The organism is Achromobacter sp. GbtcB20 (assembly GCF_019091095.1).
GTDB lineage: Bacteria > Pseudomonadota > Gammaproteobacteria > Burkholderiales > Burkholderiaceae_B > Achromobacter > Achromobacter mucicolens.
The window spans coordinates 99,246-123,972 of record NZ_JAGXJZ010000013.1 but is presented as its reverse complement, the minus strand read 5'-3'; the positions used below and the strand labels follow the sequence as shown (position 1 = coordinate 123,972).

Genomic DNA, 24,727 nt, shown 5'->3' with positions numbered 1-24,727 from the left:
GAAAAAGAACAACTGCCGATTACGCCAGCATGCGGCGCTGGGGCGCCACGTCGATGCGCTCGTCGTTCTGGGACTCGGTCATGGCGGGCATGCAGATGCTCATGAACTTGGTCAGCATCGCATCCAGCGAGAACAGCTTCTGCGCCCGCTGGCGGCTGTGTGCCCGCAGGTCCGCATTGCTGCGCACCTGATCCACCATGTTCAAGACCTTCTTGTACGCCTCGTGCATGTCGGGGTGATCGACGTCGCTGAGCAGGTGGCCCGTTTCGTCCTCGACGAAACACTCCTCTGCCCCGCCCGCCGGCGTGGAAATCACCGGCACGCCCAGCAGCTGCGCCTCGATCAGGACGTTGGGCAAGCCTTCATAGCGCGACAGCAGCACGCTGGCGTCCATCTTCGAATACCAGAACCCCACGTGGTTCGACAGGCCCACCAGCAGCAACCGGTCCAGGACATCGTGTTCCTGCGCAAGCGCTTCGATGTTCTCGCGCAGGCGCCCGTCGCCCACCAGGAAAAAGCGCGCCTGCGGCCGCTCCTTCAGGTAAAGCGCCGCCAGCTTGATGAAGAGCTGCGGACGCTTGTCGGGTTCCAGGCGGAACACGCCGCCAATCGTTTCCGTGGCGTCCTGGGTGCGGGCCTCGAAGGCTTCCCACTTTTCCTTGTCGGCGTCCGACGCATCGGTCGCCAGGTCGGGCACGCCGTTGTACAGGATGTGAAAGCGCTCCAGCGGCAGGTCCAGCCATTCGGCATAGGCTTCCGCGGCCTTGCGGCTGTTGCTGACGAACACCACGCCGGGCACCTGCGCCAGCGCCTGGTACAGCTCGGGATACTCTTCGCGGAACCGGTCCTTGCGGATGTTCGGCGGCAGGCCCCGAAACACCAGGTGGATGGTCGGCGTGCCGGCCAGAAGCGCGGCCAGGGCGCCGAACAGGCACGTGCCGTCCTGCCACAGGCTCACCACGTCGAACCGGTTCGCGCGCAGCACCGGCGCCAGCCGCGTCACGCCGTAGTGCACGGGCGGCGGCAGCTGTTCCAGCAGGCGGCCCAGGCTGCCTTCGGGCAGAGCCTGGTGCGCCACCGAGATCGCCGGCAGGCGGTTGATCTCCGTGACGGGAATCTGCGCCTTGATGAGCACCGGCAGGAAGAAATCATCCTGCTTCTTGGACACGCCGGACGGTTCGGTGTGCTGCTTGACCAGCACCTCGACCTTCTTGGGGCGCATGAGGATGTCGGGCGGCTGCTGTTCCGGCGAGGCGGCCAGACGGGTCAGTTCGCCGGCCAGGCGGGTCAGCTGGCGCTCGGCCCCGCCCGGTCCCAGGCTGCCGGTGACCAGCGCCACCGACACGGCCTTTTCCGGCGTGTTCTCGGCAAGCTTGCGATGGCGGAAATGCAGGATCGCGTGCTTCATCGAAATGATGCGCACGTCCTTGCCGGCCAGGGCCTCCTCGGACTCGAAACGCTGATAGAACGCGTAGTCGCTGGCCAGCCCTTCGGCCAGCTCGGCCGCCTTGCTGCCTGGGGTCAGGTGCTTGGCCACCGGCGCGATCGCCTCCCAGGCGTCCGCCAGAAGCCCGCGCTTGCGCAGGCGCTTGGCGAACTCCACGCGCATGTTGCGGTCCGTGTGCTGCGAGATCAGGCTGCGGAACAGCGCGTCGGACTGCTCGTGCGCGCGGATGTCGCTCAGCAGTTTGGCCCGCGCGAACAGGCGGTCCGGATTCGTCGTGGACGCGGGCAGGTGGCGGTCGACCAGCGCCATGGCGTCATCCAGGTGCCGCTCCTTCACCAGCCGCGTCGCGCAATAGCGCACGATCTGCAGGTCATCCGGGCATTCCTCGAGCAGCGTCGTCCACTGCTCGGCCATGCCTTCGTTCAGGCCCGCCGATTCCTGCAGGCGAAGCAGCAGGAATCGGACCTTCGAGTCTTGCATGTGGCCGCGGGCAAGCGCCTTGGCCCGCGCCAGGTTTTCCTGAGCGACCTGAACCCGCACCGATGCCGCAACGATTTCCTCCAACTGCGCCTGAACTTGCTGAAGTTCGGACTTGGCGTCCGCTCGCTCGGTAATCAGTGGCGGATTCATGCTGCCTTTCTCCGGTTGATCTTTTCGATCCACGCGAGGCAGCGCTCGATGTAACTGTCGTATTGCGCCGGGTTCTCGGAACGCTCCTGCAGCGTCTTCCAGTACGGCAGGGCCTGTTCGAACCGGTGCAGACGCATCGCGCCCACTGCGGCCAGACGCAGGCCGATGGGGTCGTCAGGCACGAGCGAGACGATACGTTCGCCCAGCGCCAGGCGTTCGGTCGTGCTGGACGAATCCAGGGCGCGCGCCTCGGCGTACAGATAGGCCAGGATGCGGCGCTTCTCGTGATCGACCTCCGGCATGCCGGGCCACGACTGGGCCACGCGATCCAGCAGCTTCCACGCGCCCTGATGATCGCCATTCGACAGGAGCTCGCGGGCGCCGCGGATGGCGCGCGGTCCCAACCGGCCCAACTGGCGCTCGGCCTCGTCCTTGGCGCTCTGGTCGGCGCCCGGATGGGCAAGCACGTCCTTGTAGGCGTCGATGGCTTCACCGAACCAGCCGCCATTGAAGGCCACGCGGGCAAAGTGCAGCTTCGTGCTGAACGGGGCGGACTCGCCGGCGGCGGCCACTTCCAGATGGCGCATGGCCGTCTTCTTGTCGCCCAGCGCGTCGGCGGCGCGGCCACGCATGGCGTGCAGCTCGGGGAAGTCCACGTTCGTGTCGATGGCCAGGTTGGTCAGGTCGATCACTTCCTTGTGGTTGCCCGCCACCAGCGCGGCCCGCGCGCCGAGGCGCATGGCGCGTTCGAATGCGCGCTGCGCCCGTGCGCCGGTCAGCGCGTCGGGATTGAGCAGACGGTGCGCGCAGATGCGTTCGGCCGCATCGCGCAGTCGTCCTTCCTCCAGCGCGCGGTTGCCTTCTTCGGCCCACGTCGCCGATTGCGCCTGCAGCCAGCCGCTGATGTCTTCCTGCTCGCTCTTGGCCAGGTTGCACGACGCCGCCAGCGTCGCCGCGGCCACGATGCAACCGCGCCACGAGGCTTCCTTGACCAATTCCAGCGCGTCGCCCTCTTCCAGCTTGGGCTGCTCGCCCGCCAGATCGCGCAGCGCGTCGCGGTCGCCAGCCAGCAGGCGGTCGCGCCACAGGACCGCGAAGCCGCGACCGTAGCTGGGATTGGCCGCGCGGACTTCCTGGACCCAGCGAATCGCCGCTTCCATGTCGCCGCCCGTCTGCAACAGCGACAGCACGGTGTCGGCCGCTTCCAGCGACATGGCGTCGCCCGGCGCGCTGATGCGGAACAGCTGCTTCCAGTTGCCCAGGCTTTCGTCGACATAGCCCAGGTGGCCGGCGGACACCGCCGCGATGCGGACGATTTCCGGCGTTTCGATTTCGTCGCCCAGCAGGCCGGCTGCCAGCGAGTACGCCACGTCGTAGCGGCCCAGCTTGAACTGGTTACGCATCAGGATCTGCTCGGCCTTGCTGCCCGAGGCCAGCGTGCCGTCGGCGCTGGTCAGGAGCGCCAGCGAACCTTCGTAGTCGCCAAGCTCTTCCTGGATGCGCGCAAACAGCACCACGTGATCCGGCAGGCCCGGGTAGCGGCGCAGCACGTCTCGCACACGGCGCGAGGCTTCGCGCAGTTCGCCCGAGTCCCACAGCTTCTCGATGCGCTCGACGCTTTCCTCGGCGCCCAGCTTGGGCACGGCGGTCTGCGGGGTCGAGGAGCTCATGCGCGGCCGGATGAAATTCTTGAACCAGTCCGTGTACAGGCGCTCGGCAAAGACCGGCGTGTAGTGGGTCAGGTCCAGCCCGCCGTCTTCCATCGCCTCGGCCTGGCCGATCTTGTTCATGAGCGGCGTCGGGTCGTAGCACGGCACCCCGATACGCTGCGCGGCGGCGGTAATGGCGGCGATCAGCTGCTGGCGCTGTTCGATCGGCACGTTGTCGGGCGTGAGCGCATTCACGTGGGTGACGAACACGATCTTGTCGCGGCCCAGCAGCTCGACGAGCTGGCGCATCTCCTGCTCGATCTCCTCGTCCGTCTGGTCACGCTTGACGATGCGGGCGAGCAGGTCGCGGTCTTCCGCGCTCAGGCTCTTGAAGACCGGGTCCTGATCGAGCTGCGCGCGGCGTTCGGCCAGGCGGTCGGTGGCGGCCATGGACCAGAAGGCGCGGGTGCGCGTGCGGTCGGCGAAGAACTCGCTGAAATAGCGGCCCAGGTAATTGGACTGGATGGGATGGCCGTCAATGGTCAGCAGCTTGCGCGAGGACAGCTCGACCATGTACAGGTCGGCCGGCTTGTGTGTGCCGCGGCGGGCCTGCTCGCCATTGGACGGACGGAAGATCAGGCGCTGCACGTCGGCGGGGATGTCGCTTTGGCCGAACATGAAACGGGCCTGCTGGAGCGCTTCGGCGGCCGTGTGCACGAAACCGTAGTTGCGGCCGAGTTGAAGCTTGACCGGGTAGCGGCCCACGGCATCGCGCAGCGGCGTATGGATGCGGCAGGTTCCGATCGGAGCGATAGTGAAAGCAGTCATTCAGGGTCTCTCCTGTAGGTATGGATTACGCGCCTGAACTACAGAGTCCAGTACAAGAGGTCGGCCGGCAGCCGTTTGGGGTCCAGGACGGACTTCAAGTCGCACACCATGCCGCCGTTCTTGACGAGCTGCGGCAGGTCTTCCCAGATGGTTTCCATGGTTTCGCGGTGCGGCACCGCCAGGATCAGCACGTCCATGTCGCGGAACTGGTCGCGGCCGACAAGCTTGATGCCGTACTCGTGGTCCATCTGCTCCGGATCGACCATGGGGTCGCACGCCACCGGCGTGATGCCGTACTGGCCAAGCGCGTTGTAAAGATCGACGACCTTCGAGTTGCGGATGTCGGGCACGTTTTCCTTGAAGGTCATGCCCAGGATGCCGACGCGGGTGGAGGCGTTCAGGCGGCCGTTGCGCGCCAGCTGCTGCACCAGGCGCGAAGCCACATGCGCGGCCATGCCGTCGTTGATGCGGCGGCCGGACAGGATGACTTCGGGGTGGTAGCCCAATTCCTGGGCCTTGGACGTCAGGTAGTAGGGGTCCACGCCGATGCAGTGACCGCCCACCAGGCCGGGGGTGAACTTCAGGAAGTTCCACTTGGTGCCGGCCGCGGCCAGGACTTCCGACGTACGGATGCCGACCAGGCCGCAGATCTTGGACATCTCGTTCATGAGCGCGATGTTGATGTCGCGCTGCGTGTTCTCCAGCACCTTGGCCGCTTCGGCCACCTTGATGGAGGATGCGCGGTGCACGCCGGCATCGATGATCTGCTCGTACACGCCGGCAATGACTTCCAGCGATTGCTCGTCCTGGCCGGAAACGATCTTCACGATCTTCTCAAGCGGATGCTCGCGGTCGCCCGGGTTGATGCGCTCGGGGCTGTAGCCCAGCTTGAAGTCGACGCCGCAGCGCAGGCCAGACGCCTTTTCCAGCTCGGGACCGCAGATTTCCTCGGTGGCGCCGGGGTGGACGGTCGATTCGAAGACCACGATGCAGCCCGGACGAAGCACGGGGCCGAGCGATTGGCACGCACGGACCAGCAGGGAAAAGTCGGGGTTGTTCTTTTCGTCGACGGGCGTCGGGACGGCGACCACGAAAAAGTCGCAGCCTTCCAGTTCGGACAACTGGTCCGTGAACTGCATGGGGGAAGCAAGCAATACGTCGCGTTCGATCTCGCCGGTCCAGTCATCACCCTCTTTCAGCCGTGCGATTCTCCGCTTGTCCACGTCAAAACCGATGACATCAAAGCGCCTGGAAAATGCCACTGCCACGGGCAGGCCGACATATCCAAGGCCACACACTGCGATTCTCTTTACCACGGGGGACCTCACTGTTTTCGTCGTGTCGCAGACACTAGAAATCGACGCCCCAAAGCGAGTAAATCGACATAAGGCCGAAATACTGTTGCCGTATAGGGGCGGACGTATCGCTAAAAATGAATTTGGCTCGGTACCCCGTTAACGGACTGGGTAGCGAGCCTGGGCATCGTAGAGGGGTCGAACAGCAAACTTTTTTCTAAATATTTTTATTGCTGCGGAAATAAATCAGGACAACCCGTAATAAACCCGGGAAATCCCTAGAAAAATTACATTCATTACACAAACCGCAACATCGAATTTGCGATCAATGTAATCAAATATGAAAAGACGTTTTTCTTGGTCCGCTTTAACGAAACTGAAAAATCATTATCCAGATCGGCTGCTTATTAGGTTATTGCGTGAGGCAATATAAAACCCGCACCAAACTGGGGATCAGCACGCACCCTATCAGCACGAGACATGCCTGGGTTTTCATCGCCCGGTAATAAACGGCCATGAAATGGCCAGGCCTTGAATAATTCGGCAGGCGATTCGGAAAGTCTCGCCATACAAGGTGTCTGACACCCAGGCGAAATGACTTCGGGCGAATCGCAGTGGCTCAAGGGTGTCAGACACCGCCCGCTGTGAAATAGTTTTCGCATTTACCCGCGCAAATGCAAAAAAGCCGGCAACGCTTGCGCGATACCGGCTTTCAGCCAAAGGTGTCGGGAAACACCTTCATGAATTCTCGACCACATGAAGTGGTCGGGGCGAGAGGATTCGAACCTCCGACTCCTGCGTCCCGAACGCAGTACTCTACCAGGCTGAGCTACGCCCCGATCTTGACAACTTATTTAGCGATGCTCAGTACCGCCAAACATTACTTCACTTACTGCTACTGCTTACTGCACTTTCCCGGTAACTTCCTGCCGATCTCGCCGCCGTTTTTGGCTAGCGATCTCTATTCACCGCGAAAGCGCAGAATTCTAACAGAGAATTTTGAAAAGGGGAAATGGGGTAGATCGAAAGGGCTTCACGGGCCCGATCGGCCTCGGCCACGGCGGCCAAGCGGGCGTGTTCCAGCGCGTCGGTGGCCTGGATCGCGGCGGCCACGGCAGCGAAGTCGGCGTCGCCCGTCTTGATGGCGTCGCGGATCAACTGCTGCTGCTCAGGCGTGCCCACTTCCATGACGCGGATCAGCGGCAGGGTCGGCTTGCCTTCGCGCAGGTCGTCGCCCACGTTCTTGCCCAGGGCGGCGGCGTCGCCGCTGTAGTCCAGCACGTCGTCGACCAGCTGGAACGCCGTGCCCACATGGCGGCCATAGGCGGCGGCGGCGGCTTCCTGCTCGGGCGTGGCGCCGGCCAGCACGGCGCCCACCTGGGCGGCGGCCTCGAACAGCTTGGCCGTCTTGTAGCGCACCACCTGCAGGTAGCGCTCTTGCGAGACGTCCGGGTCATGCACGTTCAGAAGCTGCAGCACCTCGCCCTCGGCGATCACGGTGGTGGCTTCGGACAGGATGCTCATGATGCGCATCGAGTCGGCCTCGACCATCATTTCGAACGATCGCGAGTACAGGTAGTCGCCCACCAGCACGCTGGCCGCGTTGCCGAACACCGCGTTGGCGGTTTCGCGGCCGCGGCGCAGGTCGGATTCGTCGACGACATCATCGTGCAGCAGCGTGGCAGTGTGGATGAATTCCACCACTGCAGCCAGCAGCTGGTGATGGGTGCCTTCGTAGCCCAACGCGCGCGCCACCATCAGCACCATGGCCGGGCGCATGCGCTTGCCGCCCGCCCCAATGATGTAGTCGCCAATCGTGCGGATCAGAACCACTTCGGAATTCAGCCGCTCGCGGATAACCGCGTCGACGGCTTTCATATCGTCAGCAATGGGGGCAATGAGCGCGGGGAGATTCAAGACGTATCCGACAAGTGTGAAGCGAGCCGCGTAACGGCTCTTACCGCTGGGCCCGCCAGCGGTCGGCGGGGGATTCGACCACGGATTATACGGGGAGTGCGCGGGAAGTCCGGCCGCCCGCGGCCCGGGCCGCGCAGCCCGGCGCCAGGCGCCCCGCGCCGGTCGGATCAGCCGGTCGGATCCCCCGGCCGGATCAGCGCCCGCGCGCCAGCAGGCCGCGCGCCATCAGGTTCGCGTAGAGCGCGCGCACGCCGAACGTCCAGGGCGGGATTTCCGTGGCCAGCTGCACCTCGTTCACGAGCGCGCCCAGACGCTCCGAGGCAATGACCACCCGGTCACCCGCCACATGCGTGAACCCGGTGCCCGGCCCCTTGCGATCCTTGGTGGGCGAGAACATCGTGCCCAGGAACAGCATGAAGCCGTCGGGATACTGATGGTGCGCGCCGTGAGTCTGGCGCACCAGGTCCAGCGGGTCGCGGCTGATCTCGCGCATGTGACTGACGCCGTCCAGCGTGAAACCGTCGGGGCCTTCGATGTGCAGCGAGACATCGGCGCCCCGGACGCTGTCCATCGTGAATCCGTCATCGAACAGCCGGATGAACGGCCCGATGGCGCAGGAGCCGTTGTTGTCCTTGGCCTTGGTCAGGAGCAGCGCGCTGCGGCCTTCGATGTCGCGCAGGTTTACGTCGTTGCCCAGCGTGGCGCCGACCACTTCGCCCCGGCTGTCGACGGCCAGCACGATCTCGGGTTCGGGATTGTTCCACTGCGACTCCGGCAGCACGCCGATCCGCGCGCCAAAGCCCACCGAGGCCATGGGCGGCGTCTTGGAGAAGACTTCGGCGTCGGGGCCGATGCCCACTTCCAGATACTGCGACCACTGGCCGCGCTCGAGCATTTCGGCTTTTAGGCGGATGGCCTCGGGCGATCCCGGGCGCAGCCGGGACAGATCGGAGCCGATCAGCGCCTGCATGCGCACGCGGATTTCCTCGGCGCGGCCGGCGTCGCCGCCCGCCTCCTCCTCAATCAGGCGCTCCAAGAGGCTGATGGCAAACGTGACGCCCGCCGCCTTCACCGGCTGCAGGTCGCAGGGCGCCAGCAGACGCGGCCCTTGCGCGCCTAGCAGCGTGGCATCCATGAGCGCGTGCACGTCACCCAGGGATTCGCCCTTGGCCTGGCGCGCGAGCGACACGCGGTCGGGATGGTCCAGCAGGTCGGACACGGTCGGCGCCGTGGCGGTGATATCGACGACCTCTCCCCCACGCACCACGACCACGCTCGGGCCGCCGACGGGATCGGGCCGCCAGACGCGGCCCACGAGCAAGGCGTCGGCCAGATCGGCGGGCAGCAGGTTGTGGGGGTTCATGGCGTCTCCTCGCGTTGGTGCCCTGCCGGCGGCGGGCTCGTGTTCTGTGCCGGCTGGCCCGGCATGGCGCAGCCAGTCTAGGAGACTTCATTTATCATGTCCAACATCTTGCATATCTGTCCAACATATTGGAATCATGGCCGCCGATTACGACGTTCCCGCCATCCGCCGCACCCACGACATCCTGCGCGTGCTGGCCGGCCGCCCCGCTCCGGTAAAGGCCGCGGAGCTGGCCCGCGCCTGCCAGATGCCAAAGAGCACGCTGTACCTGCTGCTGGACTGCCTTGAGCAACGCCGCTGGGTCGAGCGCCTAAACGGCGGCTATATCGTCGGACTGGAACTGATGGCGCTAGGCGCTGCGTACCTGCGCCACGACGGGCTTCAGACGGCCTTTCATCAGGCGGCCGGCGCCTTCGTGGCCCGCTGCAACGAGGTCGTGCAACTGGCCGCGCTCGATGGCTTTGATGTGGTCTACCTGGCCCGGGAGGACGCGCGCCGGCCCGTGCGCCTGGTGTCGGACCTGGGTCTGCGGCTGCCCGCACATGCGTGCGCGCTGGGCAAGGCCCTGTTGGCCAGCCTGCCGCCCGACGACCTGGCCGCCCGGCTGCCCGAAACACTGCCCCGCGTCACCGACCGCACGATCGCCGACGCCGCCCACCTGCACCGCGAACTGGACGACGTGCGGCGCCACGGCCTGGCCCACGACCGGGAGGAAGTCGCCACCGGCCTCGTGTGCTTTGCGGCCTTTGTGGGCGTGACACCCCTGGGCAAGCGGGTGGCGGTCAGCACGTCCATCCCCACCGACCGCCTGGACGACGCCCACCGGCAAGCCGCCACGGAAGGCATCCGCCGCGTGGCGCGCGACATTGCGCTGCGCGTGATTCCGGGCGCCTGAAGCCTGCACGCCACACCTAAGCCCTTAGCCTGCAACAGCTTTTTGACTTTCCAAAAGTCCCGGGCTAATATCTCGGATTCGGTCAGCAATGGCCGAATTACGTCGGTTGTTCGTGCACGCCGCCTGGCATCATCGCAAGTCCTGATTCAGCGGACTTTCGGCTAGTACAAGCGCTAGTACCAGCACTGGTACGGCAGGCCAGCACGGCATTCTTGCCCAGCAGGGCAGGCAGCACGAACGAACCCATTTACCTATTTAAGGAATACCCCATGTACGCGGTCGTAAAAACCGGTGGCAAGCAGTATCGCGTTGCCGCTGGCGAAAAACTCAAGATAGAACAGATACCGGCTGACATTGGGCAAGAAATCACCCTGGACCAAGTGCTGTCCGTGGGCGAAGGCGACCAACTGAAAGTTGGCACGCCCCTCGTCTCCGGCGCCGTGGTCAAGGCAACGGTTCTTGCGCAAGGCCGCCACGACAAGGTCAAGATCTTCAAGATGCGCCGTCGCAAGCACTATCAGAAGCGTCAGGGCCACCGTCAGAACTACACCGAAATCCGCATCGAAGCCATCACGGCTTAAGAAGCGACTCGGTACCACTTAGCAGGAGCTAAACATGGCACAGAAAAAGGGCGGCGGCTCTACGCGGAACGGACGCGACTCAGAATCGAAGCGTCTGGGCGTCAAGGCATTCGGCGGCGAATTGATTCCCGCTGGTTCGATCATCGTGCGTCAGCGCGGTACTCGCTTCCACGCTGGCGTGAACGTCGGCATGGGCAAGGACCACACCCTGTTCGCGCTGGTCGACGGCAAGGTTCAATTCGGCTTCAAGGGCGCATTGAACAAGCAGACCGTTTCGATCGTCGCTGCCGAGTAATCGGTTAGCAAGCCCGCGGACTTCACGTCCGCGGTCGCATACGGTCTGGGACGCGGTCCGCCGCAGTTCCCGAACGGCAAAAGCCCTGTCGCGTGCGGCAGGGCTTTTTTGTTTGAAGGCAATTGGCGAGTAAGCTCTCTTTTGCCTCCCGGCGGCTCCCCGTGTGGACGCCCGCCCTCACCCACTACACGCGCATACACCATGAAATTCGTAGACGAAGCCACCATTGAAGTGGTCGCCGGCAAAGGCGGCAATGGCGTGGCGAGCTTTCGCCGCGAAAAATTCATTCCCCGTGGCGGCCCCGACGGCGGCGACGGCGGCCGTGGCGGCACCATCTACGCGGTGGCCGATCGCAACATCAACACGCTGATCGATTTCCGCTATGCACGCCTGCACCGCGCCAAGAACGGCGAAAACGGCCGCGGCTCGGACCAATACGGCGCTGCCGCCCCGGACATCACCCTGCGCGTGCCGGTGGGCACGATCATCCATGACGCCGAAACCGGCGAAGTCCTGTTCGACCTGAACAAGCACGAACAGAAGGTGGTGCTGGCCGCCGGCGGCCAGGGCGGCATGGGCAACATCCATTTCAAGTCCAGCGTGAACCGCGCGCCCAAGCAATGGACGCCCGGCAAGGAAGGCGAACACCGCCACCTGCGCATGGAACTGAAGGTGCTGGCCGACGTGGGCCTGCTGGGCCTGCCCAATGCCGGCAAGTCGACGCTGATCACCCGCATTTCCAATGCGAAGCCCAAGATCGCGGACTACCCCTTCACCACGCTGCACCCGAACCTGGGCGTCGTGCGCACGTCGCCGTCGCGCAGCTTTGTCGTGGCCGACATTCCGGGCCTGATCGAAGGCGCCTCCGAAGGCGCCGGCCTGGGCCACCTGTTCCTGCGCCATCTGGCGCGCACCCGCGTGCTGCTGCACCTGGTGGACGTGTCCACGCCGGATCCGGACGCCGATCCCGTCGAGCAGGCCGTCGCCGATGCGCGCGCCATCGTCGAGGAACTGCGCCGCTATGACGCCGACCTGGCCGCCAAGCCGCGCTGGCTGATCCTGAACAAGCTGGACATGGTGCCGGATCCCGAGGACACCAAGCGCCGCTTCCTCGAGCTCTACGGCTGGACCGGTCCGGTGTTCGGCATCTCGGGCCTGTCGGGAGAAGGCACGCAGGACCTGATCTACGCGCTGCAGGACTACCTGGACGCCGAGCGCGAAAAGGAACAGCTTGCGCAGGATCAGGCCGAAGGCACCTACGTGGCGCCGGACCCGCGCTTTGACGACACGCGCACCGACGCAGACAAGCCGGCCGCGCCGCGCGGCGGTAACGAATAAGCCATAATCGCAGTCCTTTCGATTACGCTTTTTTTCGCCGCAGCCGGCCGCCATCATGTCTGCTGAATCACCTGCCGTTTCCGTCGTCACCCACGCCCAGCGCATCGTCGCCAAAGTCGGCTCATCGCTGGTCACCAACGAAGGCCGAGGCCTGGACCGCGCCGCGGTCGCCCACTGGGCCGCACAGATCGCCGCCCTGCACAAGCAGGGCAAGCAGATCGTGCTGGTGTCCAGCGGCGCCATCGCGGAAGGCATGGCGCGCCTGGGCTGGCGCAAGCGCCCGTCCGTCATGCACGAACTGCAGGCCGCGGCAGCCGTGGGCCAGATGGGACTGTGCCAGGCCTATGAGGCCGCCTTCGCCGAACACGGCCTGCGCACCGCGCAGATTTTGCTGACCCACGAAGACCTGGCCGACCGCCACCGTTACCTGAACGCGCGCAGCACGCTGTTTGCCCTGCTGCGTTTGGGTGTCGTGCCCATCGTGAACGAAAACGACACGGTCGTGACCGACGAAATCCGGCTGGGCGACAACGACACGCTGGGCGCGCTGGTCACCAACCTGATCGAAGCCGACACGCTGGTCATCCTGACCGACCAACGCGGCCTGTACGACTCCGACCCGCGCAAGAATCCGCAAGCCAAGTTCATGTCGCACGCCCAGGCGGGCGACCCCGCGCTAGAAGCCATGGCGGGCGGCGCGGGCAGCGGCATCGGCACCGGCGGCATGCTGACCAAGGTGCTGGCCGCCAAGCGAGCGGCCCACAGCGGCGCGCATACCGTCATCGCCTCGGGCCGCGAACGCAATGTGCTGACGCGCCTGGCTCAGGGCGAGTGCATCGGCAGCGAACTGCAGGCGGTCGTGCCGGTGTGGTCGGCGCGCAAGCAGTGGCTGGCCGATCACCTGCGCCTGCGTGGCCGCGTGGTGCTGGACGACGGCGCCGTGCAGGCGCTGCTACGCGAAGGCAAGAGCCTTCTGCCTATCGGCGTGACCGACGTGGAAGGCGAATTCGGCCGCGGCGACGTCGTGGCCTGCGTCGACAGCCAGGGCCATGAATGCGCCCGCGGGCTGATCAATTATTCGTCGGCCGACACGCGCCGCATCCTGCGCCAGCCTTCGTCGCAGATCGCGCGCATCCTGGGCAGCATGACCGAACCCGAGCTCATGCACCGGGACAATCTGGTCGTGCTGTAGGAAGGCGCGGCAGCAGGATATATCCCCACCCCCGCACCGCCAGCAACGGAAGATCGATATTGAACCGGCGCGCCTTGTTGCGCAGCCGAGACACGACCACGTCCACGCGCCTTGTGCTGTCCAGGGGATCGCGCGCTTGCGCGGGAAAGAAGCTTTCGCGATGAAGACAGTGCCCGGGCGCATTGAACAACCGGATGAGAACGGCGCGCTCGCGCAGGGTAAGCGGCAGGCGTTCACCGCGGGGGCCCACCAGCATGCGGCCAAATGCCACGACGCGCCAGTCGTCCGGTCCGCACCGCGCGCGCCGGCACAGGCTGCGCAGCAGCGCGTCCCACTCCAGAAGCTCCATGTCCGCCGGCACGCAGGCGTCGACCCCTGCGTCCAGCGCCGCCGCGCGCTGCGCCGTGGTGGCGCCGCCGTCCTGCCACACCACCCGCGCGCCCGGCGCGGCTTGGCGCACGCGGTCAACAAGATCCGCCTTGCTGTCGCAAGGCCCTTGCACGACAAGCAGATCCGGCGCGTCACCGGACACGTGTTGGAGCAGGGCGTCCACCGATGCAAAGACGCGCGTGTCCCAGTCGAATTGGCGCAGCGCACTGGCCAGCCGCCACCCCGCAACGTCCTCGGATCGCACGATAAATACGCTGCCCCGCTCCCACATGCGATCTTCCCCTTGTTATCACCCTAGTGTTATTTATATCCACCAACGTGACAGATCGGCAAGCTTCAATCGCCCTGTGAAAACATTCTCAGACCGACTGAAGCATGCGCGTCTTCTTCGTGGCCACACGCAGAAGGCGCTCGCCCGTCTGGTGCGCATCTCGCAAAGCGCGATCGGCAGCTACGAAAGTGGTCTGCGGCATTCAAGCCGATCCGCGCGCAAGCTGGCGCAGGTGCTGAAGATCGAAGTCGAATGGCTGGAGACCGGCAAGGGTCCCATGGAGCTTCCCCTGGACGCCTACGACCTGAGCAATACTTTGCCAGTATCAGGCGTTTCCGAATCGGCGCCGCGCCCCGGCGGCCGGCCCCGTCCGCTGGCGCCGTGGCCCTATCCCAACATTTCACCGTCGCAATTCGAATCGCTGACGCCCGACGAACGGGCAATGCTCGAAGCGTTAACCCAGACCTTCATCGAAACGACACTGCTTCGCCGCGGCATCAAGCCGCGCGGCCGCAAGATCGGCTGATCGCGGCCCCTGCCCGCGGCCCGCTGCATATCGGGCCACGCCGCGACCACGCTTCAAGATCAAGACACTGCGAGCCGCATCGGGCGGACCAATTTGTCCCGTTCTCGCGGACGCCTGGCGCGCACGTTGAATGCGCCTTCCAGGACAAAAATGCAGACGAAAAAAAACCGGCCACGTAAGCCGGTTTTTTTGCGCACCCCGAGATCAGGGTTTGGCAGCGGGTGCCGGCGCGGGTGCCGTTCCGCCTGCGGCGGGCACGGCATCGCCACGGATGCGCGCGGCGATTTCGGAGGCCGCCTGGGCCGAGGGCACGCCAAAGGCCAGGACGCCACGGTTCAGGGGCTCGCCGATGAGCGGCGCGGCAACCAGTTCCTGATCGATCACCAGGGCCAGCACGCTGCCGACGTTGGCGGTGCTGACGGCGGTCAGCTTGCGGGTGCCGGCTTCGGAGAAGCGCAGACCCACGAAGTTCTGGCCTTGGCGATCCACCAGCGCGGCGGCATCGGTCAGGTCGGCGCGCGTGAGCACGGGCGTTTCCTGCAGATAGAGCTTGCCGTCGGGCAGGTTCACTTCACGCAGGCCGGCGCCGGGTTCGCGCTTGGCCAGATAGAAATCCACGCGCGCGGCGGCCGCGGGCGTGGTCGATTGCTGGCCCGCCGGGGGCGTGGCCGTGGCGTCGGACGTCTTAGTCGGGGCCGTCTTGCAACCCGCTAGCGCCAATGTCACGACTACGAGGGCGGGCGCCAATGTGCGTAGGTTCAGTTGCATGCTCGATTCCTTCTTAAGTGGGCTGATGCCGGACGGTAAGACTCTAAGACTGTACACGCGGCGTGTGGAAAAAAGTGTACCGAACCTGCATGGCGGTGTCTGTCTAGACTGAATCCAAATGTAAAGCAGTAATACCAGCCTCGTTCAAATGCCCTATCTGCGCGCGTTGCGACGGTGCTCGCAGATTGTTCAATGCGCCGCGTCCGCTTGGCTCTATACTGCGCGTTCACGCAGGGGTACTCGTCCCGCCATCGACGGCGGCGACGTGTTGAGAGAGTCCCTTCGTACCAGTACGGATAATGCCGATGCTGGGAGCGTATTCCCGCCACGCGTCTTCGCACGTACTGGGCGGGAGTCCATCCCGATCGGCTCCAACCACTCGCTTGGAGCTTTCCATGAACGCAAATCCCAAATTTTTGGCCGCGACCGCCGAAGTCGACGCTGCGGCCGTCGCACCGCTGCCCAAATCACGCCGCGTGTATGAAGTGGGCTCACGCCCGGACATCCGGGTCCCCTTCCGGGAGATCGAACAGGACGACACGCCGACGATGTTCGGCGGCGAAAAAAATCCGCCGCTGACGGTGTATGACTGTAGCGGTCCCTACACGGACCCGGACGTCAAGATCGACATCCGCCGCGGCCTGCCGGAACTGCGCCGCGCGTGGATCGAGGAACGCGGCGACACGGAGCTGCTGTCCGGCCCGACCAGCGACTACGGCAAGTCGCGCCTGACCGATCCGAAGCTGACGGCGATGCGCTTTGACCTGCAGCGCCCGCCGCGCCGCGCAAAGTCCGGCGCGAACGTTTCGCAGATGCACTACGCGCGCCGCGGCATCATCACGCCGGAAATGGAATACGTGGCGATCCGCGAAAGCCTGCGCCGCGAGCACTACCTGCAAACGCTACGCGACAGCGGCCCCGACGGCGAAAAGATGGTCAAGCGCCTGCTGCGCCAGCACCCGGGCCAATCGTTCGGCGCGGCCATCCCCGCCGCCATCACGCCGGAGTTCGTGCGTGCCGAAGTCGCCCGCGGCCGCGCGATCATCCCCGCCAACATCAACCACCCGGAAGTGGAGCCGATGGCCATCGGCCGCAATTTCCTGGTGAAGATCAACGCAAACATCGGCAATTCCGCGGTCAGCTCGGGCATCGGCGAGGAAGTGGAAAAGATGACGTGGGCGATCCGCTGGGGCGGCGACACGGTGATGGACCTGTCGACCGGCAAGCACATCCACGAAACCCGCGAGTGGATCATCCGCAACTCGCCGGTGCCGATCGGCACGGTGCCGATCTACCAGGCACTTGAGAAGGTGGACGGCAAGGCCGAGGACCTGACCTGGGAGATCTTCCGCGACACGCTGATCGAGCAAGCCGAGCAAGGCGTGGACTATTTCACGATCCACGCAGGGGTGCGCCTGCCGTTCATCCCGATGACCGCGGACCGCATGACGGGCATCGTGTCGCGCGGGGGCTCGATCATGGCCAAGTGGTGCCTGGCGCATCACAAGGAGAGCTTCCTGTACGAACGCTTCGAAGAGATCTGCGAAATCATGAAGGCGTACGACGTGAGCTTCTCGCTGGGCGACGGCCTGCGTCCGGGCTCGGGCTACGACGCAAACGACGAGGCGCAATTCGCGGAACTGAAGACGCTGGGCGAGCTGACGCAGGTGGCGTGGAAGCACGACGTGCAGGTGATGATCGAAGGCCCGGGTCATGTGCCGATGCAGATGATCAAGGAAAACATGGAGCTGCAGCTGGAACACTGCCACGAGGCGCCGTTCTACACGCTGGGCCCGCTGACGACGGACATCGCCCCGGGCTACGACCACATCACGTCGGGCATCGGCGCGGCGCTGATCGGCTGGTATGGCACGGCGATGCTTTGCTACGTGACGCCGAAGGAACACCTGGGGCTGCCGAACAAGAAGGACGTGAAGGACGGCATCATCACGTACAAGATCGCGGCACATGCGGCGGACCTGGCCAAGGGACATCCGGGCGCGGCGATCCGCGACAACGCACTATCGAAGGCGCGCTTCGAGTTCCGCTGGGACGATCAGTTCAATCTGGGTCTAGATCCGGATACGGCGAAGGAATTCCACGACGAGACGCTGCCTAAGGATTCGATGAAGGTGGCGCACTTCTGCTCGATGTGCGGCCCGCATTTCTGCAGCATGAAGATCACGCAGGATGTGCGGGATTATGCGGCGGCTCAGGGAGTCAGCGAGAAGGAAGCGCTGGCTAAGGGGATGCAGGAGAAGTCGGTGGAGTTTGTGCGGAAAGGGAGTGAGGTTTATCACCGGCAGTGAATTGTTGGCGGGGGATTTAGGTTGATGGAGTGAAGGGGTTGCGGCATTCGGCTTGCCGCTTGCGGCTTGCGGCTTGATGCTTGCGGCGGATCGGGTTCTTTAGACGCCCGGCGCGTCGTGGGCCTGGGGCGGACGGGGCTCCGATTGCGGTCCGGAGCCTTCGCTCCGGCCTGCCCCGTCCTCAACCTCGTCCGCCTTCGGCTCCCTTCGGTTTCCGTCGGGCGCATCTAAACGCCCCGCCCGCCCCAGGCCCACGCCACACCGGGCTCTACGGTTGAATCTTTACGGGCGGCGGGGCGAGCCGGGTTCTTGGCGTTCTTGCACGCAGTCGTTCGGGAGAGAAACGTCTTGCGGTGCCCGCCCCCGGGCGGCCGCGCGGGCGGCCTTCGTGGGCTTACGCGGTGTCTTGCGTCGTCGCTATGACGCTTCGCGTGTGGCTGCTTCCTCTCAAGGTGTCTGACACCCTGGTGAGAGGCGCTTCATGCGAGTTCACCCCCCGAGGGTGTCAGACACCGACAGCGGCAAACGCGCTCGCCAAGTTCCGGCACGACCGCCATTGATCGTCAATTGAACTCCAGTGCTCGATGGGCGGCGCGCGTAGAGGTGGGCAGGTTGTAGCTGGCCGTCGACGCGCGCCGCCCATCACCGCCCCCCCCCCGTCGGAGAGCACCATTAGCAAGCCGATCCCCGCCAGCGCGCTAGCGCACACCCTCACGACGTACCAGCACCCAAATGCCGATTGCCGCCGCCCGGGCGGCAGCAATTCGGCGGCCCCGCAGATCTCCTGCCCTGACCACAGGTCTTGAAGCGCCACATACCAAAGACCCTCGCAGCACGGCGTCGCGGTCACCGTGGGTGCGAGCGCCGTCGATGCGCCCGAGGGAATCTGAAGGGAGCCGAAGGCGGACGAAGATGACGAGGGGGAAGTCCGGAGCGAAGGCTCCGGACCGCAATCGTGGGCGATCGTGCCCACGGTGACCGCGGCGTCGGGCGACCTACGAAGATCCGACGCAACTATGAAGATCTAAAGCAACTACGAAGATCCGCCGCAACTACAAAGATCTAAAGCAACCAAGAAGATCTAACGCCACGACAAAGCTCCGTCCCCCCCCCCCCCCGAAGATCCAAACCAACGCCTACAACAACTTCCCAGGATTCATAATCCCCGCAGGATCCATCACCTTCTTGATCTCCCGCATCAACCGTAACTCCACGGCATCCTTGCTATGCAGGAAATGCTCACGCTTGAGCTGACCAATTCCGTGCTCAGCCGAAATACTCCCCCCATACCGGTTCACTTCATCCAACACCGCATCCGTGATCGCAGCCCCATGCTCCGCGACCCAGTTGCGGTCGGCGCCTGCCGGGCGGGACAGGTTGTAGTGCAGGTTGCCGTCGCCGAAGTGGCCGAAGATGAACGGGCGGATGTCGGGGTACAGGGCGCGTACGCGCGCTTCGGCCGACTGCATGAAGTCGGGAATGCGCTCGATCGGCAGCGACACGTCGTGCTTCAGGTGGGGGCCGTCGGCGCGTTGGGCTTCGGAGATTTCCTCGCGCAGCTTCCACAGCGTCTGCAATTGGGCCAGTGACGCCGAGACCGCGGCGTCCAGGCACAGGCCGCGTTCAAGCGCCGTGCCGATGACGTTTTCGAGCAGCGTGTTGAGCGCGGCCTCGTCGGTGGTGTCGGCCAGTTCCACCAGCACATAGGCCGGGTAGCGTTGTTCGAAGGGCTCCTGCACGCCCTCGGCGTGCGTCAGCACCAGGTCCAGGCAATCGCCGGTGAAGAATTCGAAGGCTTGCAGGCGTGCGCCGCATTGTTCGAACAGGATCTCGAACAGTTGCAGCGCCTGCGCCGGGGATTCGACGGCGGCCAGCACGACGGAGCGCACGTCGGTGCGCGGGTACAGACGCAGCGCGACGGCGGTGATGATGCCGAGCGTGCCTTCCGACCCGATGAGCAGTTGCTTGAGGTCGTAGCCGGTGTTGTCCTTGCGCAGGGTACGCAGGCCGTGAAAGATTTCGCCGGTGGGCAGCACCGCTTCCAGACCGAGGACCAGTTCGCGGGCCATGCCGTAGCGCACCACGTTCACGCCGCCGGCATTGGTGGCGACGTTGCCACCGATCTGGCTGGAGTCTTCCGCAGCAAGGCTGAGCGGCAGCAGGCGGCCGGCGTCCTGGGCCGCGCGGCGCAGGTTGCCGAGAATGGCGCCGGCTTCTGCGACCATCGTGTTGGCGACGGTGTCGATGGCGCGCACCGCATTCATGCGGTCCAGGCTGATGACGACGTTGTTCGCGCCGCCGTCGGGCGTGGCGCCGCCGCACAGCCCGGTGTTGCCGCCGCGCGGCACAACCGGCACGCCGGCTTCCTGGCACAGGGCAAGGCATGTGGCGACCTCGGCGGTCGTGCGCGGACGCACGACAGCTTGGGCCTGGCCGTTATACAGGCCGCGCCAGTCGGACAGCCACGGGGCGATGTCCGCCGGGTCGGTGAACACGGTATCGGGGCCCAGGGCCTGGACCAGCCGTTGAGAAAAGTCGGTTGCGCTCATGAGATGTGGGATGCAGCGGGAAAAAGAAGATCGAGTTGCAGGCGGCCGGCGGCTTGCTGCAGGTGGCGGATGGCGGCTTGGCGGGCGCGGTCCGGATCGCGCGCGCGGATGGCCTCGAACACGGCGACGTGTTCCTGGTGCACGGCGGCGGTGAGGCCTTCTTGCAGGAGGCTGTTTGACCGGGCAGTGCTGACGGCCAGGCGCAGCTGCAGGTTCAGGTATTGCAGCAGGTCCTGGTAGTAGCTGTTGTGCGTGGCCGTCGCGATGGCGACGTGAAAGGCGATGTCGTGTTCGACGCCCGCTTCGGGGTGGTCCAGATGGGCTTGAAGCGAGGCGAGGGCCGATGCCATGGCGTCCAGGTCCGACGCCGTGCTGCGAACCGCAGCCAGCGCGGCTGCGCCGCCTTCCAGTTCCATGCGCAGTTCGTAGACATTGGCGAGCTTGTCGCGGTCGACCGCAATGCCGGTGGACACCTGAAAGCCCTGTGCGCCCGTGCGCGAGACGACCGTGCTGCCCGACCCCTGCCGGCTTTGGATCAGGCCCTGCGCGCGCAGGCGTTCCGTGGCTTCGCGGATGACGGCGGCGCTGACGCCGTACTGTTCGGCCAGCACACGGCCGGACGGCAGCTTGGCGCCGACGGCATGGATGCCGTCGGCGATTTCGCTGGCGAGCTGGCGGGCGACCTGCTCGGTCAGGGTGAGGCTCTTGGTCAACATGAGCGGATTATAGGCAGATTTTTCAGGTTATCTGATAACTTTAATTGTTTCAGAGTGCCGGCCATGCGGCCCGTATGCCGTGATGGTGAAGCGCGAAAATCAGTGAACGGCGTCCAGATTTGGACAGATTCGGCCCCGCACGGCCGCGGCGGACGAGCGCCGTCGCTTCAAGCGGCGACCGACGCGCTTTGCAGGCCTTCGCTTTCAGCGATGACTTGGCCTTGGTCGACCACGCAGCAGCGGCCGCCCTGCGCCTTGGCCCGGTACAGCGCCGCGTCGGCGGAATCCAGCGCGCCTTGCGGGGTGCGGTTGGCGCCCGACATGATCGAGATGCCGATGGACAGCCCCACGCAGACCCGGTTGCCGTCGGCCAGCGTGATGGGCTGCGAGACGTCGCGCAGCAGATGCTCGCCCAGCCGCAGCGCGGCCGTGGCGTCGATGCCGGTGACCAGGACGATGAATTCGTCACCCCCGATTCGCGCGGCCACGTCGTCCACCCGCAGCATGGCCCGCATGCGCTCCGCGATGGTCTTGAGCACCTGGTCGCCCCCGGCGTGTCCGTGGGTGTCGTTGATCCGCTTGAAATCGTCCATGTCCATGTACAGCAGCGCGGCGGCGCTGTCATGGCCGCGCGCGCTGCTACACACACGCTCCAGCGCCGCCAGCAGGCCGGCGCGGTTGGCCAGGCCGGTCAGCGCGTCTTCGCTGGCGCGCCGGTCGCTGTCCCGCTCGGCCAGCATGGTGGACACCAGAATCCGGTTGAGCCGGTGCGAGGCGATGACCATGCTGATGAGATAAAACGGGATCTGGATGAAGACGATCGCCATCACCCATTCGCCCGTGAACAGGGCGCCCAGGCACATGGGGCCCAGGCTCAGGAAGATCATGGCGCCTACCAGCCGGGGCGCGCCGTAGTTGCGAAAGCAGATCCCGCCCGCCATGGCGCCGCACGACACGCCGGCCAGCGTCGCCGCCAGCCAGTCCTCATTCAGCAAGGTGACGAACACGCCATAGCCCACGCTGAACGCCCAGAGCAGCGCCAGCAGGATGTAGAGATCGGTATAGGTGTTGCCGCCCTTGGGGGCCGCCCGCAAGGCGGCGCGCAGAATCGTGACGCGCACCAGCGCGAGCACGATCTCCAGGATCAGCCACGAGACGTAGAGCGGTTCGGGCCGGCGCCACGCGACGACGCCCGAGATCATCAGGGTGTTGATGACCCCGCCGGCAAAAATGGGGAGCGTGCCGAACAGACTGGCAATGAGCGCCGCGCGGATGTCCGCAGGCGTGTCATGCCCGGAATGCGTCAGCCAACGCGTCAGCCGCCACTTGGGCAAGCTGAACTTCAGTCCTGTATCCACGCCGTCATATCCATGACCATCTACCCGAATTCAGTAGGCTGGCTGGCGTTATAGCAGGTATTTGAAACCTTTAGTATTGTCCTTGGGTGCAATACGGCCGGTCTTTACCCGTGCGCGCGGTGCCCGCAAACCGTGCATTCCGGGTCGCGCTGCACGTTGACGCTGCGCCATTGCATGGTGCGCACGTCCAGCCAGAGCAGGCGTCCGGACAGGCTTTCGCCCACCCCGGACAGCAGCTTCAGGGCTTCGGCGGCCTGCATGCTGCCGATGATGCCGACCACCGGCGCGAACACGCCCATGGTGGCGCAGTTGGCTTCCTCGACGTCGTCGGCTTCGGGAAACAGGCAGTGATAGCACGGTGCGTTGTCGTCGCGCAGGTCGTAGACGCTGACCTGGCCGTCAAAGCGGATCGCAGCGCCGGAAACCAGCGGCTTGCGATGCTGCACGCAGGCGCGATTGATGGCGTGACGAGTGGTGAAGTTGTCCGTGCAGTCCAGCACCAGGTCCGCCTGGGCGACCGCGTCGGACAGGGCCTGGTCCTTCAAGCGCTCGACCCGGGCATGAACGCGGGTCTGCGGATTGAAGGCGCCCAGCATGTCGCGGCCGGACTCGGCCTTGGGACGGCCGACGCTGGCGGTGGTGTGCAGGATCTGGCGTTGCAGATTGCTCAGTTCGACGACGTCGTCGTCGGCCAGCGTGATGTCGCCCACGCCAGCGGTGGCCAGGTAGAGCGCGGCGGGCGAACCCAATCCGCCCGCCCCCACGATGAGCACACGCGCCGCCAGCAGTTTTTCCTGCCCTTCGATCCCGAGTTCGTCCAGCAGGATGTGGCGGGCGTAGCGCAGCAGTTGCTCGTCGTTCATTTGTCCTTGCTGGGCTCGACTCCGGTCGGCGTGATCTTCATGCGCTGGGGCGTCCCGCCGCCGGCCTTGGCGTCAGCCTTGGCCTGGGCGCGGGCCGAGCCCTTCTGCACCGGCTTGCCGGCCAGCAGGTTCAGCGCCTGCTGAAGCTGGAAGTCGTCCTTGCCGCCGAATTCAAACACCTTGGCCGGCAGTTCCACGTTGTCCTGGTCGGCGCTGGACTTGATCTCGTTGGTGGTCTGCTGGTTCGACAGGTGGCGTTGCAGGTCGGCTTCGCGCGGCAGGCGGAACAGGTCGCCGTCGGCCGTGTCGGCAACGACGTAGTCCGGTTCGATGCCGGTCGCCTGGATGGAGCGGCCGCTGGGCGTGAAGTAGCGCGACGTGGTGAGCTTGACCGCGGTGGATTCGGACAGCGGCAGGATCACCTGCACCGAGCCCTTGCCGAACGTGCGGTTGCCCAGCACCTTGGCGCGCTTGTGGTCCTGCAGCGCGCCGGCCACGATTTCGGACGCCGAGGCCGAGCCCACGTTCACCAGCACCACCATCGGGACCGTCTTGGTCCAGGCCGGCAGGCCGGACAGGTAGTTGCTTTCGCCGCGAGCGAATTCCGACGGCGTGGCCAGGTACTTGTGGCGGGCGTCCGGGGTGCGGCCGTCCGTGGACACGATGAGCGCATCGGGCGGCAGGAACGCGCCGGACACGCCAATGGCGCTGGTCAACAGGCCACCCGGGTCATTGCGCAGGTCCAGCACGAGGCCCTTGGGCGGTTCCTTCGCGCCCAGCTCCTTGAGCTGGCGTGCGAGATCGGCGCCGGTCTTTTCCTGGAACTGGGCGACGCGCACGTAGGCGATGCCGTTGTCCAGCATCTTGCTGCGCACGCTGCGCACCTTGATGATGTCGCGCACGATCTTCACGACGATCGGCTGCGGCCGGTCGGCGCGCATGATCGTCAGGGTGATGGGCGACTTGGGCGCGCCGCGCATGAGCTTGACCGCGTCGTTCAGGGTCATGCCCTTGGTGGGCGTGTCGTCGATCTTGATGATGAGGTCGCCAGCCATGACGCCCGCGCGGGCGGCGGGCGTGTCTTCGATGGGCGAGATGACCTTCACGAAGCCGTCTTCGGCGCCGACCTCGATGCCCAGGCCGCCGAACTCGCCTTGCGTCGCGGTCTGCATCTCGCGGAACGCGTCGGCATCCAGATAGGCGGAGTGGGGATCCAGGTTCGACACCATGCCGGAAATGGCATTGTCGATCAGGGTCTTGTCGTCGACGGCCTCGACGTAGTTGTTCTTGATGGCGGCAAACACATTGCTCAGTTGCCTGAGCTCGTCCAGAGGCAGGGGGCTGCCGCGCTGGGCGACCGCAGTCACGCCAACACTGAGCAACACGCCAGCCACCGCACCGATGGCAATCAGACCGAAACCGCGAAACTTACGAGTGCCCATGCACACTTCCCGAATTTTGTTTTCGCCGATGGGTTTGGTAATTTACCAACGGTATTTTTCCAACGACATTCATTTACCGACAGCATCTGCGCCGATCGCATCCCA

At 65.2% G+C, this 24,727-nt stretch carries 19 protein-coding genes, 1 tRNA gene and 1 riboswitch; of the genes, 7 read left to right on the top strand and 13 right to left on the bottom strand.

From position 1 onward, the window contains the following. Positions 1-19: 19 nt before the first annotated feature. The 6 genes from KVT32_RS17835 to KVT32_RS17810 form a co-directional block, all read right to left on the bottom strand. Positions 20-2,077, bottom strand: a complete 2,058-nt coding sequence (locus KVT32_RS17835; protein WP_152382854.1) for a glycosyltransferase — start codon at positions 2,075-2,077, stop codon at positions 20-22. Then, positions 2,074-4,554, bottom strand: a complete 2,481-nt coding sequence (locus KVT32_RS17830) for a hypothetical protein (protein ID WP_175156506.1) — start codon at positions 4,552-4,554, stop codon at positions 2,074-2,076. The genes KVT32_RS17835 and KVT32_RS17830 overlap by 4 nt, the downstream gene beginning before the upstream one ends. 38 nt (positions 4,555-4,592) lie before the next feature. Then, positions 4,593-5,852: a nucleotide sugar dehydrogenase gene (locus KVT32_RS17825; RefSeq protein ID WP_128829408.1), complete on the bottom strand. Its 1,260-nt coding sequence runs from the start codon at positions 5,850-5,852 to the stop codon at positions 4,593-4,595. A gap of 759 nt (positions 5,853-6,611) precedes the next feature. Then, positions 6,612-6,688 (bottom strand) — tRNA-Pro (locus KVT32_RS17820). A gap of 112 nt (positions 6,689-6,800) precedes the next feature. Beyond that, a complete protein-coding gene (gene ispB, locus KVT32_RS17815) occupies positions 6,801-7,766 on the bottom strand; it encodes an octaprenyl diphosphate synthase (protein WP_056319988.1) in 966 nt (321 codons plus the stop codon). A 193-nt stretch (positions 7,767-7,959) separates the two neighbouring features. Further along, positions 7,960-9,129 (bottom strand): fumarylacetoacetate hydrolase family protein, encoded by a 1,170-nt coding sequence (locus KVT32_RS17810; protein ID WP_217618590.1) that lies wholly within the window; start codon positions 9,127-9,129, stop codon positions 7,960-7,962. 136 nt (positions 9,130-9,265) lie between these two features. Between KVT32_RS17810 and KVT32_RS17805 the strand changes: the two genes are divergently transcribed. The 5 genes from KVT32_RS17805 to proB all read left to right on the top strand — a co-directional run bounded on the left by KVT32_RS17805 (position 9,266) and on the right by proB (position 13,430). After that, entirely contained in the window at positions 9,266-10,024 is a 759-nt protein-coding gene (locus tag KVT32_RS17805; protein WP_217618589.1) for an IclR family transcriptional regulator, read from the top strand. A gap of 269 nt (positions 10,025-10,293) precedes the next feature. Further along, positions 10,294-10,605 (top strand): 50S ribosomal protein L21, encoded by a 312-nt coding sequence (gene rplU, locus KVT32_RS17800; protein ID WP_006216228.1) that lies wholly within the window; start codon positions 10,294-10,296, stop codon positions 10,603-10,605. A gap of 34 nt (positions 10,606-10,639) precedes the next feature. Then, positions 10,640-10,900: a 50S ribosomal protein L27 gene (gene rpmA / locus KVT32_RS17795; RefSeq protein WP_006389959.1), complete on the top strand. Its 261-nt coding sequence runs from the start codon at positions 10,640-10,642 to the stop codon at positions 10,898-10,900. A gap of 201 nt (positions 10,901-11,101) precedes the next feature. Continuing rightward, on the top strand, positions 11,102-12,238 hold the full coding sequence (gene obgE, locus KVT32_RS17790; protein WP_152382859.1) for a GTPase ObgE: 1,137 nt from the start codon (positions 11,102-11,104) through the stop codon (positions 12,236-12,238). A 55-nt stretch (positions 12,239-12,293) separates the two neighbouring features. Continuing rightward, positions 12,294-13,430: a glutamate 5-kinase gene (gene proB, locus KVT32_RS17785; RefSeq protein ID WP_056319998.1), complete on the top strand. Its 1,137-nt coding sequence runs from the start codon at positions 12,294-12,296 to the stop codon at positions 13,428-13,430. Here proB and KVT32_RS17780 read toward each other — a convergent pair. Further along, positions 13,399-14,064, bottom strand: coding sequence for a response regulator transcription factor (locus KVT32_RS17780; RefSeq protein ID WP_371825596.1), 666 nt, complete (start codon positions 14,062-14,064; stop codon positions 13,399-13,401). The genes proB and KVT32_RS17780 overlap by 32 nt on opposite strands. 103 nt (positions 14,065-14,167) lie before the next feature. Here KVT32_RS17780 and KVT32_RS17775 point away from each other — a divergent pair, with 103 nt between their 5' ends. Then, entirely contained in the window at positions 14,168-14,617 is a 450-nt protein-coding gene (locus tag KVT32_RS17775) for a helix-turn-helix transcriptional regulator (protein WP_063952153.1), read from the top strand. A gap of 204 nt (positions 14,618-14,821) precedes the next feature. Here KVT32_RS17775 and KVT32_RS17770 read toward each other — a convergent pair whose 3' ends face one another. Continuing rightward, on the bottom strand, positions 14,822-15,385 hold the full coding sequence (locus KVT32_RS17770; protein ID WP_056320000.1) for a hypothetical protein: 564 nt from the start codon (positions 15,383-15,385) through the stop codon (positions 14,822-14,824). Positions 15,386-15,607: 222 nt separating this feature from the next. Beyond that, positions 15,608-15,716: riboswitch (TPP riboswitch) on the top strand. A gap of 64 nt (positions 15,717-15,780) precedes the next feature. On the opposite strand from KVT32_RS17770, the gene thiC reads away from it, so the two are divergent. Next, the gene (gene thiC, locus KVT32_RS17765) at positions 15,781-17,694 is read left to right on the top strand and encodes a phosphomethylpyrimidine synthase ThiC (protein ID WP_062838980.1); all 1,914 of its coding nucleotides are present in this window, start codon (positions 15,781-15,783) and stop codon (positions 17,692-17,694) included. A gap of 1,136 nt (positions 17,695-18,830) precedes the next feature. Here thiC and KVT32_RS17760 read toward each other — a convergent pair. The 5 genes from KVT32_RS17760 to KVT32_RS17740 all read right to left on the bottom strand — a co-directional run bounded on the left by KVT32_RS17760 (position 18,831) and on the right by KVT32_RS17740 (position 24,622). Next, positions 18,831-20,243: an FAD-binding oxidoreductase gene (locus KVT32_RS17760; protein ID WP_142052483.1), complete on the bottom strand. Its 1,413-nt coding sequence runs from the start codon at positions 20,241-20,243 to the stop codon at positions 18,831-18,833. Next, positions 20,240-20,959 (bottom strand): FadR/GntR family transcriptional regulator, encoded by a 720-nt coding sequence (locus KVT32_RS17755; RefSeq protein ID WP_217618587.1) that lies wholly within the window; start codon positions 20,957-20,959, stop codon positions 20,240-20,242. Before KVT32_RS17755 ends, KVT32_RS17760 begins: the two co-directional genes overlap by 4 nt. 167 nt (positions 20,960-21,126) lie before the next feature. Beyond that, positions 21,127-22,317, bottom strand: coding sequence for a GGDEF domain-containing protein (locus tag KVT32_RS17750; protein ID WP_217618586.1), 1,191 nt, complete (start codon positions 22,315-22,317; stop codon positions 21,127-21,129). Positions 22,318-22,421: 104 nt separating this feature from the next. After that, a complete protein-coding gene (locus KVT32_RS17745; RefSeq protein ID WP_056319748.1) occupies positions 22,422-23,180 on the bottom strand; it encodes a molybdopterin-synthase adenylyltransferase MoeB in 759 nt (252 codons plus the stop codon). Beyond that, positions 23,177-24,622 (bottom strand): S41 family peptidase, encoded by a 1,446-nt coding sequence (locus KVT32_RS17740; RefSeq protein WP_180097278.1) that lies wholly within the window; start codon positions 24,620-24,622, stop codon positions 23,177-23,179. The genes KVT32_RS17745 and KVT32_RS17740 overlap by 4 nt, the downstream gene beginning before the upstream one ends. Positions 24,623-24,727 lie beyond the last annotated feature (105 nt).

Excerpts from the sequence above, each read along its gene's own strand:
- proB (WP_056319998.1), top strand. The coding sequence starts at position 12,294 with ATGTCTGCTGAATCACCTGCCGTTTCCGTCGTCACCCACGCCCAGCGC.
- KVT32_RS17770 (WP_056320000.1), bottom strand. The coding sequence starts at position 15,385 with ATGCAACTGAACCTACGCACATTGGCGCCCGCCCTCGTAGTCGTGACA.
- KVT32_RS17740 (WP_180097278.1), bottom strand. The coding sequence starts at position 24,622 with ATGGGCACTCGTAAGTTTCGCGGTTTCGGTCTGATTGCCATCGGTGCG.
- rpmA (WP_006389959.1), top strand. The coding sequence starts at position 10,640 with ATGGCACAGAAAAAGGGCGGCGGCTCTACGCGGAACGGACGCGACTCA.
- KVT32_RS17830 (WP_175156506.1), bottom strand. The coding sequence starts at position 4,554 with ATGACTGCTTTCACTATCGCTCCGATCGGAACCTGCCGCATCCATACG.
- KVT32_RS17745 (WP_056319748.1), bottom strand. The coding sequence starts at position 23,180 with ATGAACGACGAGCAACTGCTGCGCTACGCCCGCCACATCCTGCTGGAC.
- KVT32_RS17805 (WP_217618589.1), top strand. The coding sequence starts at position 9,266 with ATGGCCGCCGATTACGACGTTCCCGCCATCCGCCGCACCCACGACATC.
- thiC (WP_062838980.1), top strand. The coding sequence starts at position 15,781 with ATGAACGCAAATCCCAAATTTTTGGCCGCGACCGCCGAAGTCGACGCT.
- obgE (WP_152382859.1), top strand. The coding sequence starts at position 11,102 with ATGAAATTCGTAGACGAAGCCACCATTGAAGTGGTCGCCGGCAAAGGC.
- KVT32_RS17810 (WP_217618590.1), bottom strand. The coding sequence starts at position 9,129 with ATGAACCCCCACAACCTGCTGCCCGCCGATCTGGCCGACGCCTTGCTC.
- KVT32_RS17755 (WP_217618587.1), bottom strand. The coding sequence starts at position 20,959 with ATGTTGACCAAGAGCCTCACCCTGACCGAGCAGGTCGCCCGCCAGCTC.
- rplU (WP_006216228.1), top strand. The coding sequence starts at position 10,294 with ATGTACGCGGTCGTAAAAACCGGTGGCAAGCAGTATCGCGTTGCCGCT.
- KVT32_RS17835 (WP_152382854.1), bottom strand. The coding sequence starts at position 2,077 with ATGAATCCGCCACTGATTACCGAGCGAGCGGACGCCAAGTCCGAACTT.
- KVT32_RS17760 (WP_142052483.1), bottom strand. The coding sequence starts at position 20,243 with ATGAGCGCAACCGACTTTTCTCAACGGCTGGTCCAGGCCCTGGGCCCC.